Raw genomic sequence first — 19,130 nt, 5'->3', positions numbered from 1 at the left:
GCCACCGTGTCTGACCCGAACCTGAACGAGGCCGTCGAGCCGGACGAGTCCGTGGAAGACGAACTCGACATCGTCGAGGGCGCGGACGACGACCTGGACGAGGTCGAGGCTGCAGACGCAGACGCGGGCGAGCCCGCCGAGGAAGCCGCCGTACACGTCGACGACGAGGACGAGGACGAGGAAGCGACCGAGGAACTCGACGCCGAGGACGCGGTCGAGGGCGACGAGGAAGAGGCCGAGCCGGCCGAGCCCGTCGACCCCGTTGCCGCCCTGCGCGAGGAGCTTCGCCTCCTGCCCGGCGAGTGGTACGTCATCCACACGTACGCCGGTTACGAGAACCGCGTGAAGACGAACCTGGAGCAGCGCGCCGTCTCGCTGAACGTCGAGGACTACATCTTCGCGGCCGAGGTGCCGCAGGAAGAGGTCGTCCAGATCAAGAACGGCGACCGCAAGACCATCAAGCAGAACAAGCTCCCGGGCTACGTCCTGGTCCGCATGGACCTGACGAACGAGTCCTGGGGCGTCGTCCGCAACACCCCGGGTGTCACCGGCTTCGTGGGCAACGCCTACGACCCGTACCCGCTGACCCTGGACGAGATCGTCAAGATGCTCGCTCCGGAGGCCGAGGAGAAGGCCGCGCGTGAGGCGGCCGAGGCCGAGGGCAAGCCGATGCCGCAGCGCAAGGTCGAGGTCCAGGTGCTGGACTTCGAGGTCGGCGACTCGGTCACCGTCACCGACGGGCCGTTCGCGACGCTGCAGGCGACCATCAACGAGATCAACGCGGACTCGAAGAAGGTCAAGGGTCTCGTGGAGATCTTTGGTCGCGAGACGCCGGTCGAGCTTTCGTTCGATCAGATTCAGAAGAACTAACCAGTAGTACTTCGACTGCGGGTCGTGGGGGCTGGTCGCGCAGTTCCCCGCGCCCCTAGGTGGGGCAGGTCAGGTGGGTTCCCAGTGAACCCCCTGACCTTTCTCGTTTTTGGCCACGGCGTCATACCCGCTATCGTTGTGCGGTATGCCTGCGTCCGGGTGATTCCCGGAGGTGGGCAGGACCCGAATCGAAAGGACCCGGAGAGCAATGCCTCCCAAGAAGAAGAAGGTCACGGGGCTCATCAAGCTCCAGATCAACGCCGGTGCGGCGAACCCGGCTCCGCCGGTCGGCCCCGCGCTCGGTCAGCACGGCGTCAACATCATGGAGTTCTGCAAGGCCTACAACGCGGCCACCGAGTCGCAGCGTGGCTGGGTGATCCCGGTGGAGATCACGGTCTACGAGGACCGCTCCTTCACCTTCGTCACCAAGACCCCGCCGGCCGCGAAGATGATCCTCAAGGCCGCCGGTGTCGAGAAGGGCTCGGGCGAGCCGCACAAGACCAAGGTCGCCAAGATCACCCAGGCGCAGGTCCGTGAGATCGCCACGACCAAGCTCCCCGACCTGAACGCCAACGACCTGGACGCCGCGTCGAAGATCATCGCCGGCACCGCCCGTTCCATGGGCATCACGGTCGAGGGCTGACCTTCACCCCGTAGAAGTACCGTGGTGGGGCCTGCTCGGCCCGTACCACGACTCCTCAGACATACACAGGAGCAGTAGTGAGCAAGCGCAGCAAGTCTCTCCGCGCTGCGGACGCCAAGATCGACTGGGACAAGCTCTACGCCCCGCTCGAGGCCGTCCGTCTCGCCAAGGAGACCTCCACGACCAAGTTCGACGGCACCGTCGAGGTCGCCTTCCGCCTGGGTGTCGACCCGCGCAAGGCCGACCAGATGGTCCGTGGCACCGTGAACCTCCCGCACGGCACCGGTAAGACCGCCCGGGTCCTGGTCTTCGCGACCGGTGACCGTGCCGAGGCCGCGACCGCCGCGGGCGCCGACATCGTCGGCTCCGACGAGCTGATCGACGAGGTGGCGAAGGGCCGTCTGGACTTCGACGCCGTCGTCGCCACCCCGGACCTCATGGGCAAGGTCGGCCGCCTCGGCCGCGTGCTCGGTCCCCGTGGTCTCATGCCGAACCCCAAGACCGGCACCGTGACCCCGGACGTCGTCAAGGCTGTCACCGAGATCAAGGGTGGCAAGATCGAGTTCCGCGTCGACAAGCACTCGAACCTGCACTTCATCATCGGCAAGACGTCCTTCGACGACACCAAGCTGGTGGAGAACTACGGCGCGGCCCTGGACGAGATCCTCCGTCTGAAGCCGTCCGCCGCCAAGGGTCGCTACATCAGGAAGGCCGCGATCAGCACCACGATCGGCCCCGGCATTCCGCTCGACCCGAACCGCACCCGCAACCTCCTCGCCGAGGAGGACCCGGCCGCCGTCTGAGCCCCGCGCTCACCCCGGTAGCCGCGTCGCGTACGCGTCAATTGGGCGAGCCCCGCAACCTTCGTGGTGCGGGGCTCGTCCTCTTTTCGTACGGGGTGTCAGTGCGCTGCGCTAGCGTCATGGGCAGGCACAGCAATCACATAGGGGTGGGGACGAATGAAGAGCAGGACCGTGCGCCGGGTGGGCCTCTCGATCGCGGTGGCGACGGCGCTGGCCGGAGTGGCCGCCTGCGGCTCCTCGGGCTCTTCAGGGGGCTCGGGCAAGGACGACAGGGCCGCGGGCCGGAGCGCGACCCGGGTGAGCCCGATAGCGGCCCTGCGCAGCGCCGAGCAGTCCACCGACAAGGCGGACTCCGCCAAGGTCGAGTCCTCCACCGTCATGGGCTCCCTGATGTCCATGGACGCCAAGGGCAACCTCGGCTGGAGCGACGGCATCACCGGCACCCTCACGATGACGTACACCGGCGGCACGGTCGCCGACACGATGCGCGCGGCCGGCAGCACGTCGATGGAGGCCCGCTATCTGCCCGACGCCTACTACGCGAAGATGGGCGAGAAGTTCGCCGAGCAGGCGGGCGGCAAGCACTGGATCAAGTACGACTACGACGACCTGGCCAAGCTCGGCGGCAGCTCCGGGGCGTACCTCAAGGACCAGATGCAGAACTCCACGCCGAACCAGTCGGTGAAGCTCCTGCTCGCCTCCGGGGACGTCAAGAAGGTCGGTACGGAGTCGGTGCGCGGCCAGAAGACCACGCACTACTCGGGCACGGTGAACGTCGCCGACCTCGCCTCCAAGAACTCCAACCTCACCGCGAGCCAGCTCGCCGGCCTGAAGAAGCAGCTCACCGCCGCCGGTGTCTCCACGGAGCAGGTCGACATCTGGGTCAACGCCCAGGACCTGCTGGTGAAGAAGATCGAGAAGGGCGAGATGTCCTCGGGCCACTACACCCAGACCGCCTACTACAGCGACTACGGCGTGAAGGCCGATGCCACTGTGCCCCCGGCGAGCGACACCGAGGACTTCACGGCCCTGCTGAAGAAGCAGGGCGGCGACGCCGCGAGCGGGTCCGGTTCGAGTTCCTGAGTGGTCGGGACTGAGCCGTACGGGCGGATTTGCTTGAATCCGTGACGCTCGCGTACTCTGCTCCAGAAGCCAAAGACCGCTGGTCGTTGCCGTGCGCTTGCAAGAGGGCGCGGTGACCGAAGGATCCGCTGAACAGTGGACGACCCGCGCAGGTGAACTGGATGTGCTCCCGGTGTGTTTCGTTGCCGGTCGAGCTACGCCCCGTGCGCCTGCGCCGGGGCGTTTCTTCTGTCCCAGCCCCTTCTGAGCGGTCCTCATCACCCGGAAGGAGGCCGACGCTCTATGGCAAGGCCCGACAAGGCTGCCGCGGTAGCCGAGCTCGCGGGACAGTTCCGCGACTCGAACGCCGCCGTGCTGACCGAGTACCGGGGTCTCACCGTGGCGCAGCTCAAGACGCTGCGTCGTTCGCTCGGTGAGAACGCCCAGTACGCCGTGGTGAAGAACACGCTGACCAAGATTGCGGCCAACGAGGCCGGGATCTCTACGCTCGACGACCTGTTCAACGGTCCGACGGCGGTCGCCTTCATCACCGGTGACCCGGTGGAGTCGGCGAAGGGTCTTCGTGACTTCGCCAAGGACAACCCGAACCTCGTCATCAAGGGCGGTGTCCTTGACGGCAAGGCGCTGTCCGCCGACGAGATCAAGAAGCTCGCGGACCTCGAGTCCCGCGAGGTTCTGCTCTCCAAGCTGGCGGGTGCCTTCAAGGGCAAGCAGACTCAGGCTGCGCAGCTCTTCCAGGCGCTCCCGTCGAAGCTCGTCCGCACTGTGGACGCCCTTCGCGCCAAGCACGAAGAGCAGGGCGGTGCCGAGTAATTCGGCTCGCGAAATGACCGCCGCCCAAGGCTCCGGCCCGAGGCAGTGGTCGTAGCGGGCCGAACGTACGCCCGCCAGACATGTACATCCCGGCACCAGCCGAAAATTAGTGGAAGGAAGCCATCGTGGCTCTCACCCAGGACGAACTGCTCGCCGAGTTCGAGACCATGACCCTCATCCAGCTTTCCGAGTTCGTGAAGGCGTTCGAGGAGAAGTTCGACGTCACCGCCGCCGCCGCGGTCGCCGTGGCCGGCCCGGCCGGTCCGGCCGCCGCCGCCGAGGCCGTCGAGGAGCAGGACGAGTTCGACGTCATCCTCACGGGTGCCGGCGAGAAGAAGATCCAGGTCATCAAGGTCGTGCGTGAGCTGACCTCCCTGGGCCTCAAGGAGGCCAAGGACCTCGTGGACGGCGCCCCGAAGCCCGTCGTCGAGAAGGTCGCCAAGGACGTCGCCGAGAAGGCCGCCGAGTCCCTCAAGGCCGCCGGCGCCTCCGTCGAGGTCAAGTAACACCGCCGAGGTCGTGGACGAGGTCCCAAAGACCTTGTAACGCCTAGGCACCGAAGAGCGATCATCCATCTGGGTGGTCGCTCTTCGGCGTTCCTGGGTCGGGTGAGCGGCAGCCTTGCGATCAGGGGTTCGCGGAGTATGGTGATCTTCTTCGTGCCTCCGGGCAGCCCTGGTGGCATGTGGTGTGGGCCATGGAGGCCTTGACGAACCGCACGCAGCGCGCAATTCTCAGGACGCGTCGTCACAACGATCCGAATCCGAGGCATGGATCGGCGGCGAAGAGGGCAGTATCAACGCGTTGAGGACGTGAGCTTGCCGAGGGTGTTGAGCACGACGAGGGTCTCAAAAAAGCGGGGCTGGACATCAGTGCGCCAAGTGGCTACACTGACCCTTTGCGCTGCCTGTTAGCTGCTCCCTGCCCGTCACCAGGGGCATGCCCTCACTTGAGCATCGATGACCGGACCAACTCTGACCTGGCCTTTCCGGGCCGACTCAGGAAGTCCATGTCTCTTTGCCCCTGAGAGGGGCCGGTACGCGCGTAGTGAGTCCGAGCCCTCGGAAGGACCCCCTCTTGGCCGCCTCGCGCACTGCCTCGACCGCGAATATGAACAACGGCGCCAGCACCGCCCCGCTGCGCATCTCCTTTGCAAAGATCAAGGAGCCCCTCGAGGTTCCGAACCTTCTTGCGCTGCAGACCGAGAGCTTCGACTGGCTGCTCGGCAATGCCGCGTGGAAGGCTCGTGTCGAGGCGGCTCTGGATTCAGGTCAGGACGTCCCCACCAAGTCCGGTCTGGAGGAGATCTTCGAGGAGATCTCCCCGATCGAGGACTTCTCCGGGTCGATGTCGCTGACCTTCCGCGACCACCGCTTCGAGCCTCCCAAGAACAGCATCGACGAGTGCAAGGAGCGCGACTTCACGTACTCCGCGCCGCTCTTCGTCACCGCTGAGTTCACCAACAACGAGACCGGCGAGATCAAGTCCCAGACGGTCTTCATGGGCGACTTCCCGCTCATGACCAACAAGGGCACCTTCGTCATCAACGGCACCGAGCGTGTCGTCGTGTCGCAGCTGGTCCGTTCGCCGGGTGTCTACTTCGACTCCTCCATCGACAAGACGTCCGACAAGGACATCTTCTCCGCCAAGGTGATCCCGTCCCGGGGTGCCTGGCTGGAGATGGAGATCGACAAGCGCGACATGGTCGGTGTCCGTATCGACCGCAAGCGCAAGCAGTCCGTCACCGTCCTGCTCAAGGCTCTCGGTTGGACGACCGAGCAGATCCTGGAGGAGTTCGGCGAGTACGAGTCCATGCGCGCCACCCTGGAGAAGGACCACACCCAGGGCCAGGACGACGCGCTGCTCGACATCTACCGCAAGCTGCGTCCGGGTGAGCCCCCGACCCGCGAGGCCGCGCAGACGCTTCTTGAGAACCTCTACTTCAACCCGAAGCGCTACGACCTCGCCAAGGTCGGCCGCTACAAGGTCAACAAGAAGCTGGGCGGCGAAGCCCCGCTGGACGCCGGCGTCCTGACCGTCGAGGACATCATCTCGTCGATCAAGTACCTGGTGAAGCTGCACGCCGGCGAGACCGAGACCGTCGGTGACAACGGCACGACGATCGTCGTCGAGACCGACGACATCGACCACTTCGGCAACCGTCGTCTGCGCAACGTCGGCGAGCTCATCCAGAACCAGGTCCGTACGGGTCTGGCGCGTATGGAGCGAGTCGTCCGCGAGCGGATGACGACCCAGGACGTCGAGGCGATCACGCCGCAGACCCTGATCAACATCCGGCCGGTCGTCGCCTCCATCAAGGAGTTCTTCGGCACCAGCCAGCTCTCGCAGTTCATGGACCAGAACAACCCGCTGTCGGGTCTCACCCACAAGCGCCGTCTGTCGGCTCTTGGCCCGGGTGGTCTCTCCCGTGAGCGGGCCGGCTTCGAGGTCCGTGACGTGCACCCCTCGCACTACGGCCGCATGTGCCCGATCGAGACCCCCGAAGGCCCGAACATCGGCCTGATCGGCTCGCTCGCCTCCTACGGCCGGGTCAACGCGTTCGGTTTCGTCGAGACGCCGTACCGCCGGGTCACCGACGGTGTCGTCACCGACGAGGTCGACTACCTGACGGCCGACGAAGAGGACCGATTCGTCATCGCGCAGGCCAACGCGCCGCTGAGCGAGGACTTCCGGTTCGAGGAGACCCGCGTCCTGGTCCGCCGTCGTGGCGGAGAGGTCGACTACGTCCCCGGTGACGACGTCGACTACATGGACGTCTCCCCGCGCCAGATGGTGTCCGTCGCGACCGCGATGATCCCCTTCCTGGAGCACGACGACGCCAACCGTGCCCTCATGGGCGCGAACATGATGCGTCAGGCCGTGCCCCTCATCAAGTCCGAGGCGCCGCTGGTCGGCACCGGCATGGAGTACCGCTGCGCGGTCGACGCCGGTGACGTCCTGAAGTCGGAGAAGGACGGTGTGGTCCAGGAGGTCTCCGCGGACTACATCACCACCGCCAACGACGACGGCACGTACACGACGTACCGCCTCGCGAAGTTCTCCCGCTCCAACCAGGGCACGTCCGTCAACCAGAAGGTTGTCGTGGACGAGGGTTCCCGGGTCGTCGCCAACCAGGTGCTGGCGGACGGTCCGGCGACCGAGAACGGCGAGATGGCGCTCGGCAAGAACCTGCTCGTGGCGTTCATGCCGTGGGAGGGTCACAACTACGAGGACGCGATCATCCTGTCGCAGCGCCTCGTACAGGACGACGTCCTCTCCTCGATCCACATCGAGGAGCACGAGGTCGACGCCCGTGACACCAAGCTCGGCCCCGAGGAGATCACCCGGGACATCCCGAACGTCTCCGAGGAGGTCCTCGCCGACCTCGACGAGCGCGGCATCATCCGTATCGGTGCCGAGGTCGTCGCCGGTGACATCCTCGTCGGCAAGGTCACGCCCAAGGGTGAGACCGAGCTGACCCCCGAGGAGCGCCTGCTCCGCGCGATCTTCGGCGAGAAGGCGCGCGAGGTGCGCGACACCTCGCTGAAGGTGCCGCACGGCGAGATCGGCAAGGTCATCGGCGTCCGCGTCTTCGACCGCGAGGAGGGCGACGAACTGCCGCCCGGCGTCAACCAGTTGGTCCGCGTGTATGTTGCGCAGAAGCGCAAGATCACCGACGGCGACAAGCTGGCCGGCCGCCACGGCAACAAGGGTGTCATCTCCAAGATCCTGCCCATCGAGGACATGCCGTTCCTCGAGGACGGGACTCCGGTCGACATCATCCTCAACCCGCTGGGTGTCCCGTCCCGAATGAACCCGGGACAGGTCCTGGAGATCCACCTCGGCTGGCTCGCCAGCCGCGGCTGGGACGTCTCCGGCTTCAGCGAGGACTGGGCGCGCCGCCTGCAGGTCATCGGCGCCGACCAGGTCGCGCCGGGTACCAACGTCGCGACCCCGGTCTTCGACGGTGCCCGCGAGGACGAGATCTCCGGTCTCTTCGAGGCCACGATCCCGAACCGCGACGGCGACCGGCTGGTCCAGGCCTCCGGCAAGGCCAACCTGTTCGACGGCCGCTCCGGCGAGCCGTTCCCGGAGCCGATCTCGATCGGCTACATGTACATCCTGAAGCTGCACCACCTGGTCGACGACAAGCTGCACGCCCGTTCGACCGGTCCGTACTCGATGATCACCCAGCAGCCGCTGGGTGGTAAGGCGCAGTTCGGTGGACAGCGCTTCGGCGAGATGGAGGTGTGGGCGCTGGAGGCATACGGCGCCGCCTACGCCCTCCAGGAGCTGCTCACCATCAAGTCCGACGACGTCACCGGCCGCGTGAAGGTCTACGAGGCCATCGTCAAGGGCGAGAACATCCCCGAGCCCGGCATCCCCGAGTCCTTCAAGGTGCTCATCAAGGAGATGCAGTCGCTCTGCCTGAACGTGGAGGTGCTGTCCAGTGACGGTATGTCCATCGAGATGCGTGACACCGACGAGGATGTCTTCCGCGCAGCGGAGGAGCTCGGCATCGACCTGTCCCGGCGCGAGCCGAGCAGCGTCGAAGAGGTCTGACGGGAGTCCGGAGACCTGCCGCGCGCAGGTCTCCGGCCCCAGGACCCCCGTATCAGACCCCAAGACTTACAACCCTGAGAGGGATTGACGCATAGTGCTCGACGTCAACTTCTTCGATGAGCTCCGGATCGGTCTGGCCACCGCTGACGACATCCGTCAGTGGAGCCACGGCGAGGTCAAGAAGCCTGAGACCATCAACTACCGCACGCTCAAGCCCGAAAAGGACGGACTCTTCTGCGAGAAGATCTTCGGTCCGACCCGGGACTGGGAGTGCTACTGCGGCAAGTACAAGCGCGTTCGCTTCAAGGGCATCATCTGTGAGCGCTGCGGCGTCGAGGTGACCCGCGCCAAGGTGCGCCGTGAGCGGATGGGCCACATCGAACTGGCCGCGCCCGTCACGCACATCTGGTACTTCAAGGGTGTCCCGTCCCGACTGGGATACCTGCTCGACCTCGCCCCGAAGGACCTCGAAAAGGTCATCTACTTCGCGGCGTACATGATCACGTTCGTCGACGAAGAGCGCCGGACGCGTGACCTGCCCTCCCTGGAGGCGCATGTCTCCGTGGAGCGTCAGCAGGTCGAGAACCGTCGGGACTCCGACCTCGAAGCCCGCGCCAAGAAGCTCGAGGCCGACCTGGCCGAGCTGGAGGCCGAGGGTGCCAAGGCCGACGTGCGCCGCAAGGTGCGCGAAGGTGCCGAGCGCGAGATGAAGCAGCTGCGCGACCGTGCGCAGCGCGAGATCGACCGCCTGGACGAGGTGTGGACCCGGTTCAAGAACCTCAAGGTCCAGGACCTGGAGGGCGACGAGCTCCTCTACCGCGAGCTGCGTGACCGCTTCGGCACGTACTTCGACGGTTCGATGGGTGCCGCGGCGCTGCAGAAGCGCCTGGAGTCCTTCGACCTGGACGAGGAGGCCGAGCGCCTCCGCGAGATCATCCGCACCGGCAAGGGCCAGAAGAAGACCCGCGCCCTGAAGCGGCTGAAGGTCGTGTCCGCCTTCCTGCAGACCTCCAACAGCCCCAAGGGCATGGTCCTCGACTGCGTCCCGGTCATCCCGCCGGACCTCCGCCCGATGGTGCAGCTGGACGGTGGCCGCTTCGCGACCTCCGACCTGAACGACCTGTACCGCCGTGTGATCAACCGCAACAACCGCCTGAAGCGCCTTCTCGACCTCGGTGCGCCCGAGATCATCGTGAACAACGAGAAGCGCATGCTCCAGGAGGCCGTCGACGCGCTCTTCGACAACGGCCGTCGTGGCCGCCCGGTCACGGGCCCCGGCAACCGTCCGCTGAAGTCGCTGTCCGACATGCTCAAGGGCAAGCAGGGCCGCTTCCGTCAGAACCTGCTCGGCAAGCGTGTGGACTACTCCGCGCGTTCCGTGATCGTCGTCGGCCCGCAGCTGAAGCTGCACCAGTGCGGTCTGCCGAAGGCCATGGCGCTGGAGCTCTTCAAGCCGTTCGTGATGAAGCGCCTGGTGGACCTGAACCACGCGCAGAACATCAAGTCGGCGAAGCGCATGGTCGAGCGCGGCCGTACGGTCGTCTACGACGTCCTGGAAGAGGTCATCGCGGAGCACCCGGTTCTGCTGAACCGTGCGCCCACGCTGCACCGCCTCGGCATCCAGGCCTTCGAGCCGCAGCTGGTCGAGGGCAAGGCCATCCAGATCCACCCGCTCGTCTGCACCGCGTTCAACGCGGACTTCGACGGTGACCAGATGGCCGTCCACCTGCCGCTCTCCGCGGAGGCGCAGGCCGAGGCCCGCATCCTGATGCTGTCCTCGAACAACATCCTGAAGCCGGCCGACGGTCGTCCCGTCACCATGCCGACCCAGGACATGGTGCTGGGTCTGTTCTTCCTCACCACCGACGGCGAACTCCGTGACGTCAAGGGCGAGGGCCGCGCGTTCGGCTCCACGGCCGAGGCGACCATGGCGTTCGACGGCGGCGAGCTGGCGCTCCAGTCGGCCGTCGACATCCGCTTCCCGGTGGGCACCATCCCGCCGCGTGGCTGGGTGCCGCCGGTCCGCGAGGAGGGCGAGCCCGAGTGGCAGCAGGGTGACACCTTCCGCCTCCGTACGACCCTGGGCCGCGCGCTCTTCAACGAGCTGCTGCCCGAGGACTACCCGTTCGTCGACTACTCGGTGGGCAAGAAGCAGCTCTCCGAGATCGTCAACGACCTGGCCGAGCGCTACCCCAAGGTCATCGTGGCGGCGACGCTCGACAACCTGAAGGCGGCCGGCTTCTTCTGGGCGACCCGTTCCGGTGTCACCGTGGCCATCTCCGACGTCGTCGTTCCCGAGGCGAAGAAGGAGATCGTCAAGGGCTACGAGGCGCAGGACGAGAAGGTCCAGAAGCAGTACGAGCGCGGTCTGATCACCAAGGAAGAGCGCACGCAGGAGCTCATCGCGATCTGGACCAAGGCGACCAACGAGGTCGCCGAGGCGATGAACGAGAACTTCCCCAAGACGAACCCCATCTTCATGATGGTTGACTCGGGTGCCCGAGGAAACATGATGCAGATGCGTCAGATCGCCGGTATGCGTGGTCTGGTGTCGAACGCCAAGAACGAGACGATTCCCCGTCCCATCAAGGCGTCCTTCCGTGAAGGCCTGTCCGTGCTGGAGTACTTCATCTCCACCCACGGTGCCCGTAAGGGTCTGGCCGACACGGCCCTCCGTACCGCCGACTCGGGTTACCTCACCCGTCGTCTGGTCGACGTCTCCCAGGACGTCATCATCCGCGAGGAGGACTGCGGCACCGACCGCGGCCTCAAGCTGCACATCGCGGAGCGCGGCGCGGACGGTGTCCTGCGCAAGGCCGACAACGTCGAGACCAGCGTGTACGCCCGTGCGCTGGCCGAGGACATCACCGTCGACGGCAAGGTGCTGGCCCCGGCCAACACCGACCTCGGCGACGTCCTCATCGACGAGCTGGTCAAGCACGGCATCGAGACGGTCAAGACCCGCTCGGTCCTGACCTGCGAGTCCGCCGTCGGCACCTGCGCCATGTGCTACGGCCGCTCGCTGGCCACCGGCAAGCTGGTCGACATCGGTGAGGCGGTCGGCATCATCGCCGCCCAGTCCATCGGTGAGCCCGGCACGCAGCTGACGATGCGTACCTTCCACACCGGTGGTGTGGCCGGTGACGACATCACCCAGGGTCTGCCCCGTGTCGTCGAGCTCTTCGAGGCTCGTACGCCGAAGGGTGTCGCCCCGATCTCCGAGGCCCAGGGCCGCGTGCGGATCGAGGAGACCGAGAAGACCAAGAAGCTCGTCGTCACCCCGGACGACGGCAGCGACGAGACGGCGTTCCCGATCTCGAAGCGTGCCCGTCTCCTGGTCAGCGAGGGCGAGCACGTCGAGGTGGGCCAGAAGCTCACCGTGGGTGCCACCAACCCGCACGACGTGCTGCGCATCCTGGGTCAGCGTGCCGTCCAGGTCCACCTGGTCGGCGAGGTCCAGAAGGTCTACAACTCGCAGGGTGTGTCGATCCACGACAAGCACATCGAGATCATCATCCGGCAGATGCTCCGCCGCGTGACGATCATCGAGTCCGGCGACGCCGAGCTGCTGCCCGGCGAGCTGGTCGAGCGCTCCCGCTTCGAGCAGGAGAACCGTCGTGTGGTGCAGGAGGGCGGTCACCCGGCCTCCGGTCGTCCGCAGCTCATGGGTATCACCAAGGCCTCGCTGGCCACGGAGTCCTGGCTGTCGGCGGCGTCCTTCCAGGAGACGACCAGGGTCCTGACGGACGCGGCGATCAACGCCAAGTCCGACTCCCTGATCGGCCTCAAGGAGAACGTCATCATCGGTAAGCTCATCCCGGCCGGTACGGGCCTGTCCCGCTACCGCAACATCCGGGTCGAGCCGACCGAGGAAGCCAAGGCCGCGATGTACTCGGCCGTCGGCTACGACGACATCGACTACTCGCCGTTCGGCACGGGCTCCGGCCAGGCCGTCCCGCTGGAGGACTACGACTACGGTCCGTACAACCAGTAGGCAGCGAGCGATCGCTTGAGTTGAACTGAAGGGCGGCCACCCCGTTTCGTACGGGGTGGCCGCCCTTCGGCGCGTCCGGTTCTCGGGTCTCAGGCGTCTTCGTCAGTGAAGATCTCTTCGGCGGACGGTGCGACGACGGCGCGGGTGAGCCAGCGACGCAGGATGTCGGGGTCGTCGCAGGCGGTGATGCGGTCGCGGAGGTCGTCGGGGACGTCGATGCCACGGGCATCCAGGACGACGAAGATGTCCTCGACGCGGCCCTGGACGCGGCCCTCGCCCCGGCCTTCGTCGCGGATTTCCTCGGAGATGTACGACTTGTGGAAGGAGAGATCCACGGCCACCAGTGTCCTCCAGAGTTCAAGGGCCTGGGGCGCGCTGTCCAGGCCTTGTGTGGTGAGTTCGATGATGGGGTCGGCAACAGCTTCGGGCACGTCCCGCAGAGCGGTGGACAGTGCTTTCAGCATCCCATCGACGACCGGTTCCTTCGCGTGGGTGATGGCGGACAGTGTCGCCAGCGCCAGGTCGGCGGAGGCCTTGTCCGGGTCGGTGATCACCGGCATGTTGTGCGGACCGGCGACCAGGTAGTAGGCCCAGGCGGAGCGCTTGTCCGCGGCCTTCTTGCCTTGCGACTAGATGGCCAGCAGGAACGAGTCGTCGTCTTCGGAGTCGGACGGAGCAGCGTGCTTCACGCCGCGGCGGGATCGAGGCCCGCAGTGCGGCAGTCGCGGCAGTAGGCGCCTGGCCGTGCGGTCCGGATCGCCCGGTCACAGCCCTCGCAGTTGTGGAACGGGGGAGGGGCAGCAGGCCGGTCCTGTGGGAGCGGTGGTGCCATCGGCACGGGTGGCGGCAGGAGTTCGGCGAGGCGGTGGGTGAGAAGGGCCGCCGGGTTGCGGAGGGGTTCGGGAAGGTCGGCGGTCAGGGTGTGGCGTACGGCCTCGGGGCGGGCTCCGCGTTCGAGCCAGGCGGCGACCGCCGGGGCGAGGCGGCGGACGGCGCGTTCGGGGAGGAGGAGGCGGGGGTCCTGGTGGTGGAGGGTGCTGAGGAGGGCTGTGGCCTTGCGATGCCGGTCGAGGTCGGGGGCCTGGGGTGCGGGAAGCGGGAGTCTGGCGGCAGCGGGTCGGGAGTCGGGTTCGGGGCGGGCTTCGGGCTGAGGTGCCGGTCCGGGCTCGGGTTCGGCTGCCGGTCGTGGTGGTACGTCGGCGGGCGGCCTTGACGCTGCGGTGGGGGTGGCCGGTCGTGGTGGTACGTCGCCGGCGGGGGGCCTGGGTGTCGCGGTGAGGGTGGCCGGTGCCGAGGCGGCCTCGGGCGGCTGGGCCTGGGGCTGGTTGTACGACACCGTGTGCGTGACGACCCGGCCGTTGGGGAGGCGTTTGCGGACCTGGGCCAGGTAGCCGTGGGCCTTCAACTCCCGCAGGGCGGCGGCGATTCGGGTCTCGCCCTCGGGGAAGCGGTCGGCGAGGGTCTTGATGTCGACGCGGGTCTGCTCCGGCAGCGACTGAATGTGCAGCGCGAGGCCGATCGCGGTGAGGGAGAGCTGCCGGTGCTGGGCGAGGTGGTTGCCGACGACCGTGTACCGGGTGGTGTGCGGGGTGTTGATGTGGGTGATGCCGCGCGGATTGAGCTGCTGAGGGCAGGCGGGCGCGCTAAAGTTCCGGGTATCCATCGGGAAGCTCTTCTCTTCCTCGGTGGTCAGGCCCTCGCATTGGGATTGCAGTCCCGGCGGGGGCCGTCGCATGTCTGCGGTTGTGGTTGCCGCGAGCATATGGCAGCCAACCGGCCCGAAATCCAGCCGAATTGAAGATCGTCACTCTTCCGGGTGACCAGGGTTGCTGGAGGGGGTCGGTGGGGTGGGGTTGGGTCGGTATTCGCCCCAGGGTCAGGGAAAAGCTTTGATCGCGCGTCGGGCCGGGCGGTGGGTCACCGGCACGTGACAGGCCGCGATCCGGTGGGGCGGAGCACGACTTCGGCCCAGACGGTCTTGCGTGGGGCGGGGCCTACGGCGACTCCCCAACGGTTGGCGAGCGCGCCCACGATGAGGAGCCCTCGGCCGGACTCGCCGTCCGGAGTGCCCTGTCGGGCGTGGGGCAGTCGGTCACCGCATGTGTCGGTGACCTCGATACGGAGGGTGCCGCCGGCTACGTAGAGCGTCAGGCGGAAGTTGCGGCCGGGGACACGGCCGTGGGTGGCGGCGTTGACGGAGAGTTCGGCCACGATGTGCTCCGCCGGGTCCAACGGGATTTCCCAGGTGAGGAGTTGACATCTTCTGTTGCTCGACGGCGTCCGATCCTGTGAGGGACGGACGACACATCCCGTATGGCCGTCCTTCGGAGCCGTGGGGGAACCCGTGCCGTTTTCGGTGCGTTGGAGCATCATGGAGGCATTCGGTCTCCGGCGCCGGGGGAGGTGTTCCATGTCGTACCCGACACCGTGGCAGGGGCAGGGGCCGCAGCAGCCGTGGCAGGGGCACAGCGGGGCGTCGATGCTGGCTGCGACCGCGGACCGGGAGCGGACCGTGGACGTGCTCAGGGCGGGCTTCGCCGAGGGGCGGCTGCGGGAGGACGAGCTGGAGAAGCGGGTCGCGCGGGCCTACGACGCCCGTACGGTGGGCGAGTTGATGCTGCTGGTCGCCGATCTGCCCCAGGGGCCGCACACGACGGTCGTCGTCCAGGGACCGCACACGGGCTTCCGGCCGGTGCCGCCGACGTTCCTGCCGGCTCCGCCGCCGACCAACGGCAAGGCGGTCGGCGCCCTGGTCTGCGGTCTGCTGACCGTGTTCACGGCCGGTCTGACCGGCATCCCCGCGGTGGTCCTCGGCCACACCGCCCGCGCGGAGATACGGCAGACCGACGAGGGCGGGGACGGGTTCGCGCTGACCGGACTGGTCTTCGGCTGGCTCGCCATCACGGGCTGGACCCTGATCCTGCTGTTCGCGATCGTGGCCGCCGCGAGCTCCACCTGAGGGCTCGGAGCGGGCTCGGGGCGGGCTCGGAGCGGCCCGGCGGCCGTAGATTCGAAGATCGCGGACGGTGTGCGGCTTCGGCATGTTTCGTGCCGGGACGTGGGTGCCACCCATTTGTTTTGACCGCAGCGAATGAGGTAGGTACGCTCAGACCTTGTGCCTGGGGTGTGCCCTGGCTCCCGTGCGTGCCTTGAACCGCACTAAGGGAGCCGACACCGGCCACCGCGATCTGCGCCCCTTTTGCTTACCGGCGAAAGTCTGCGGGATACGACACACCCGACCGCGTGGGTCGGCGACGTTCCAGGTTAGCTTCACCATCGGCACACAGAAACCGGAGAAGTAGTGCCTACGATCCAGCAGCTGGTCCGGAAGGGCCGGCAGGACAAGGTCGAGAAGAACAAGACGCCCGCACTCGAGGGTTCCCCTCAGCGTCGTGGCGTCTGCACGCGTGTGTTCACGACCACCCCGAAGAAGCCGAACTCGGCCCTGCGTAAGGTCGCGCGTGTGCGTCTGACCAGCGGGATCGAGGTCACCGCTTACATTCCGGGTGAGGGACACAACCTGCAGGAGCACTCCATCGTGCTCGTGCGCGGCGGCCGTGTGAAGGACCTGCCCGGTGTTCGCTACAAGATCATCCGCGGTTCGCTCGACACCCAGGGTGTCAAGAACCGCAAGCAGGCCCGCAGCCGCTACGGCGCCAAGAAGGAGAAGTAGAAAATGCCTCGTAAGGGCCCCGCCCCGAAGCGCCCGGTCATCATCGACCCGGTCTACGGTTCTCCTCTTGTCACCTCCCTGATCAACAAGGTGCTGCTGAACGGCAAGCGCTCCACCGCCGAGCGCATCGTGTACGGCGCCATGGAGGGCCTGCGCGAGAAGACCAGCAACGACCCGGTCATCACGCTGAAGCGCGCCCTGGAGAACATCAAGCCCACGCTTGAGGTCAAGTCCCGCCGTGTCGGTGGTGCGACGTACCAGGTTCCGATCGAGGTCAAGCCCGGTCGCGCCAACACGCTCGCGCTGCGCTGGCTGGTCGGCTACTCCCGCGCCCGTCGCGAGAAGACCATGACCGAGCGTCTGCTCAACGAGCTTCTCGACGCTTCGAACGGCCTCGGTGCGGCCGTCAAGAAGCGCGAGGACACCCACAAGATGGCCGAGTCCAACAAGGCCTTCGCGCACTACCGCTGGTAGTCGCTACCCACGACGAGACCGAGAGAAGACCGAAGCCTTATGGCTACCACTTCACTTGACCTGGCCAGGGTCCGCAACATCGGGATCATGGCTCACATCGACGCGGGCAAGACGACCACCACTGAGCGGATCCTCTTCTACACCGGCGTCAGCTACAAGATCGGTGAAGTCCACGACGGCGCCGCCACCATGGACTGGATGGAGCAGGAGCAGGAGCGTGGCATCACGATCACCTCTGCTGCCACCACCTGTCACTGGCCGCTTGAGGACAACGACTACACCATCAACATCATCGACACCCCCGGGCACGTCGACTTCACCGTTGAGGTAGAGCGCTCGCTGCGCGTCCTCGACGGTGCCGTCACCGTGTTCGACGGTGTCGCCGGTGTCGAGCCGCAGTCCGAGACGGTGTGGCGTCAGGCCGACCGTTACGGCGTGCCGCGCATCTGCTTCGTCAACAAGCTCGACCGGACCGGCGCGGAGTTCCACCGCTGCGTCGACATGATCAAGGACCGCCTCGGTGCGGTTCCGCTGATCATGCAGCTTCCGATCGGTGCCGAGATGGACTTCAAGGGCGTTGTGGACCTGGTCCGCATGAAGGCGCTCGTGTGGTCCGCCGAGGCGGCCAAGGGCGAGATGTACGACGTCGTCGACATCCCGGCCACGCACGCCGAGGCCGCCGAGGAGTACCGCGGCAAGCTCGTCGAGGCCGTCGCGGAGAACGACGACGAGATCATGGAGCTGTTCCTGGAGGGCCAGGAGCCCACCGAGGAGCAGCTGTACGCCGCGATCCGTCGCGTCACCATCGCGTCCGGCAAGTCCAACGGCATCACCGTCACCCCGGTGTTCTGTGGCACCGCGTTCAAGAACAAGGGCGTCCAGCCCCTGCTCGACGCGGTCGTGCGCTACCTGCCGACCCCCCTCGACGTCGAGGCCATCGAAGGCCACGACGTCAAGGACCCCGAGGTCGTCGTCAAGCGCAAGCCGTCCGTGGACGAGCCGCTGTCCGCGCTCGCGTTCAAGATCATGAGCGACCCGCACCTGGGCAAGCTCACCTTCGTCCGGGTTTACTCGGGCCGCCTGGAGACCGGCACCGCGGTGCTGAACTCCGTCAAGGGCAAGAAGGAGCGCATCGGCAAGATCTACCGCATGCACGCGAACAAGCGTGAGGAGATCGAGGCGGTGGGCGCCGGCGACATCGTCGCCGTCATGGGCCTGAAGCAGACCACCACCGGTGAGACGCTGTGCGACGACAAGAACCCGGTCATCCTGGAGTCCATGGACTTCCCGGCGCCGGTCATCCAGGTCGCCATCGAGCCCAAGTCCAAGGGTGACCAGGAGAAGCTGGGTATCGCCATCCAGCGTCTCGCGGAGGAGGACCCCTCCTTCCACGTCCACTCGGACGAGGAGACGGGCCAGACCATCCTCGGCGGTATGGGCGAGCTGCACCTCGAGGTGCTGGTCGACCGTATGAAGCGCGAGTTCAAGGTCGAGGCCAACGTCGGCAAGCCGCAGGTCGCGTACCGTGAGACGATCCGCAAGGCCGTCGAGCGCGTGGACTACACCCACAAGAAGCAGACCGGTGGTACCGGTCAGTTCGCCAAGGTGCAGATCGCGATCGAGCCGATCACCGAGTCCGACGGCCCGGCGTACGAGTTCGTGAACAAGGTCACCGGTGGCCGTATCCCGCGGGAGTACATCCCGTCGGTGGACGCCGGTGCGCAGGAGGCCATGCAGTTCGGCATCCTCGCCGGGTACGAGATGACGGGCGTCCGCGTCACGCTTCTCGACGGTGCCTACCACGAGGTCGACTCCTCCGAGCTCGCGTTCAAGATCGCCGGATCGCAGGCCTTCAAGGAGGCCGCGCGCAAGGCGTCCCCCGTGCTCCTCGAACCGATGATGGCCGTCGAGGTCACCACGCCCGAGGACTACATGGGTGAGGTCATCGGCGACATCAACTCCCGCCGTGGCCAGATCCAGGCCATGGAGGAGCGTGCCGGTGCGCGCGTCGTGAAGGGCCTCGTGCCCCTCTCGGAGATGTTCGGCTACGTCGGCGACCTCCGCAGCAAGACCTCGGGTCGCGCAAGCTACTCGATGCAGTTCGACTCCTACGCCGAGGTTCCCCGGAACGTCGCCGAGGAGATCATCGCGAAGGCCAAGGGCGAGTAACACACACCGTTTGCACGCTTTAGGCTTGACACCGACCGCCGGGGC

15 protein-coding genes are annotated in these 19,130 nt (G+C 66.7%); 12 read left to right on the top strand and 3 right to left on the bottom strand.

Going from position 1 to position 19,130, the window contains the following annotated elements; all coding sequences use genetic code 11:
- Positions 1-6 precede the first annotated feature (6 nt).
- The 8 genes from nusG to ACIQBL_RS39505 all read left to right on the top strand — a co-directional run bounded on the left by nusG (position 7) and on the right by ACIQBL_RS39505 (position 12,769).
- Positions 7-870, top strand: coding sequence for a transcription termination/antitermination protein NusG (gene nusG / locus ACIQBL_RS39540; protein ID WP_401951344.1), 864 nt, complete (start codon positions 7-9; stop codon positions 868-870).
- Positions 871-1,078: 208 nt separating this feature from the next.
- Positions 1,079-1,513 carry a 50S ribosomal protein L11 gene (rplK, locus tag ACIQBL_RS39535; RefSeq protein ID WP_019072313.1) on the top strand — a complete coding sequence of 145 codons (435 nt, stop codon included), beginning with the start codon at positions 1,079-1,081 and terminating at the stop codon, positions 1,511-1,513.
- A 77-nt stretch (positions 1,514-1,590) separates the two neighbouring features.
- The gene (gene rplA, locus ACIQBL_RS39530; protein WP_401951341.1) at positions 1,591-2,316 is read left to right on the top strand and encodes a 50S ribosomal protein L1; all 726 of its coding nucleotides are present in this window, start codon (positions 1,591-1,593) and stop codon (positions 2,314-2,316) included.
- Between the two features lie 156 nt (positions 2,317-2,472).
- Positions 2,473-3,399: a hypothetical protein gene (locus ACIQBL_RS39525; protein WP_401951339.1), complete on the top strand. Its 927-nt coding sequence runs from the start codon at positions 2,473-2,475 to the stop codon at positions 3,397-3,399.
- Positions 3,400-3,681: 282 nt separating this feature from the next.
- Positions 3,682-4,212, top strand: a complete 531-nt coding sequence (gene rplJ / locus ACIQBL_RS39520; RefSeq protein ID WP_401951336.1) for a 50S ribosomal protein L10 — start codon at positions 3,682-3,684, stop codon at positions 4,210-4,212.
- Between the two features lie 122 nt (positions 4,213-4,334).
- Positions 4,335-4,718: a 50S ribosomal protein L7/L12 gene (gene rplL, locus ACIQBL_RS39515; protein WP_200710714.1), complete on the top strand. Its 384-nt coding sequence runs from the start codon at positions 4,335-4,337 to the stop codon at positions 4,716-4,718.
- A gap of 571 nt (positions 4,719-5,289) precedes the next feature.
- Positions 5,290-8,775 carry a DNA-directed RNA polymerase subunit beta gene (gene rpoB / locus ACIQBL_RS39510; RefSeq protein WP_401951333.1) on the top strand — a complete coding sequence of 1,162 codons (3,486 nt, stop codon included), beginning with the start codon at positions 5,290-5,292 and terminating at the stop codon, positions 8,773-8,775.
- 94 nt (positions 8,776-8,869) lie between these two features.
- Positions 8,870-12,769, top strand: coding sequence for a DNA-directed RNA polymerase subunit beta' (locus ACIQBL_RS39505; protein ID WP_043682785.1), 3,900 nt, complete (start codon positions 8,870-8,872; stop codon positions 12,767-12,769).
- Positions 12,770-12,858: 89 nt separating this feature from the next.
- On the opposite strand, the gene ACIQBL_RS39500 is transcribed toward ACIQBL_RS39505, so the two are convergent.
- The 3 genes from ACIQBL_RS39500 to ACIQBL_RS39490 all read right to left on the bottom strand — a co-directional run bounded on the left by ACIQBL_RS39500 (position 12,859) and on the right by ACIQBL_RS39490 (position 14,980).
- The gene (locus tag ACIQBL_RS39500; RefSeq protein WP_401951330.1) at positions 12,859-13,323 is read right to left on the bottom strand and encodes a hypothetical protein; all 465 of its coding nucleotides are present in this window, start codon (positions 13,321-13,323) and stop codon (positions 12,859-12,861) included.
- Positions 13,324-13,454: 131 nt separating this feature from the next.
- Positions 13,455-14,432, bottom strand: a complete 978-nt coding sequence (locus ACIQBL_RS39495; RefSeq protein WP_401951327.1) for a helix-turn-helix domain-containing protein — start codon at positions 14,430-14,432, stop codon at positions 13,455-13,457.
- Between the two features lie 254 nt (positions 14,433-14,686).
- A complete protein-coding gene (locus ACIQBL_RS39490; protein ID WP_401951324.1) occupies positions 14,687-14,980 on the bottom strand; it encodes an ATP-binding protein in 294 nt (97 codons plus the stop codon).
- 199 nt (positions 14,981-15,179) lie between these two features.
- Here ACIQBL_RS39490 and ACIQBL_RS39485 point away from each other — a divergent pair, with 199 nt between their 5' ends.
- From ACIQBL_RS39485 to fusA, 4 genes are all read left to right on the top strand, one after another.
- Positions 15,180-15,728 (top strand): DUF1707 and DUF4190 domain-containing protein, encoded by a 549-nt coding sequence (locus tag ACIQBL_RS39485; protein WP_401951321.1) that lies wholly within the window; start codon positions 15,180-15,182, stop codon positions 15,726-15,728.
- Between the two features lie 342 nt (positions 15,729-16,070).
- Positions 16,071-16,442, top strand: coding sequence for a 30S ribosomal protein S12 (gene rpsL / locus ACIQBL_RS39480; RefSeq protein WP_003948652.1), 372 nt, complete (start codon positions 16,071-16,073; stop codon positions 16,440-16,442).
- Positions 16,443-16,445: 3 nt separating this feature from the next.
- Positions 16,446-16,916, top strand: a complete 471-nt coding sequence (rpsG, locus tag ACIQBL_RS39475) for a 30S ribosomal protein S7 (protein WP_005481264.1) — start codon at positions 16,446-16,448, stop codon at positions 16,914-16,916.
- Between the two features lie 39 nt (positions 16,917-16,955).
- Complete coding sequence (gene fusA, locus ACIQBL_RS39470) at positions 16,956-19,085, top strand: elongation factor G (protein WP_401951319.1); 2,130 nt, start codon at positions 16,956-16,958, stop codon at positions 19,083-19,085.
- Positions 19,086-19,130 lie beyond the last annotated feature (45 nt).

Origin of the sequence: Streptomyces sp. NPDC088350, from assembly GCF_044753545.1 — a bacterium.
Classification (GTDB): domain Bacteria; phylum Actinomycetota; class Actinomycetes; order Streptomycetales; family Streptomycetaceae; genus Streptomyces.
This window is presented reverse-complemented; position numbering and strand designations above follow the sequence as displayed.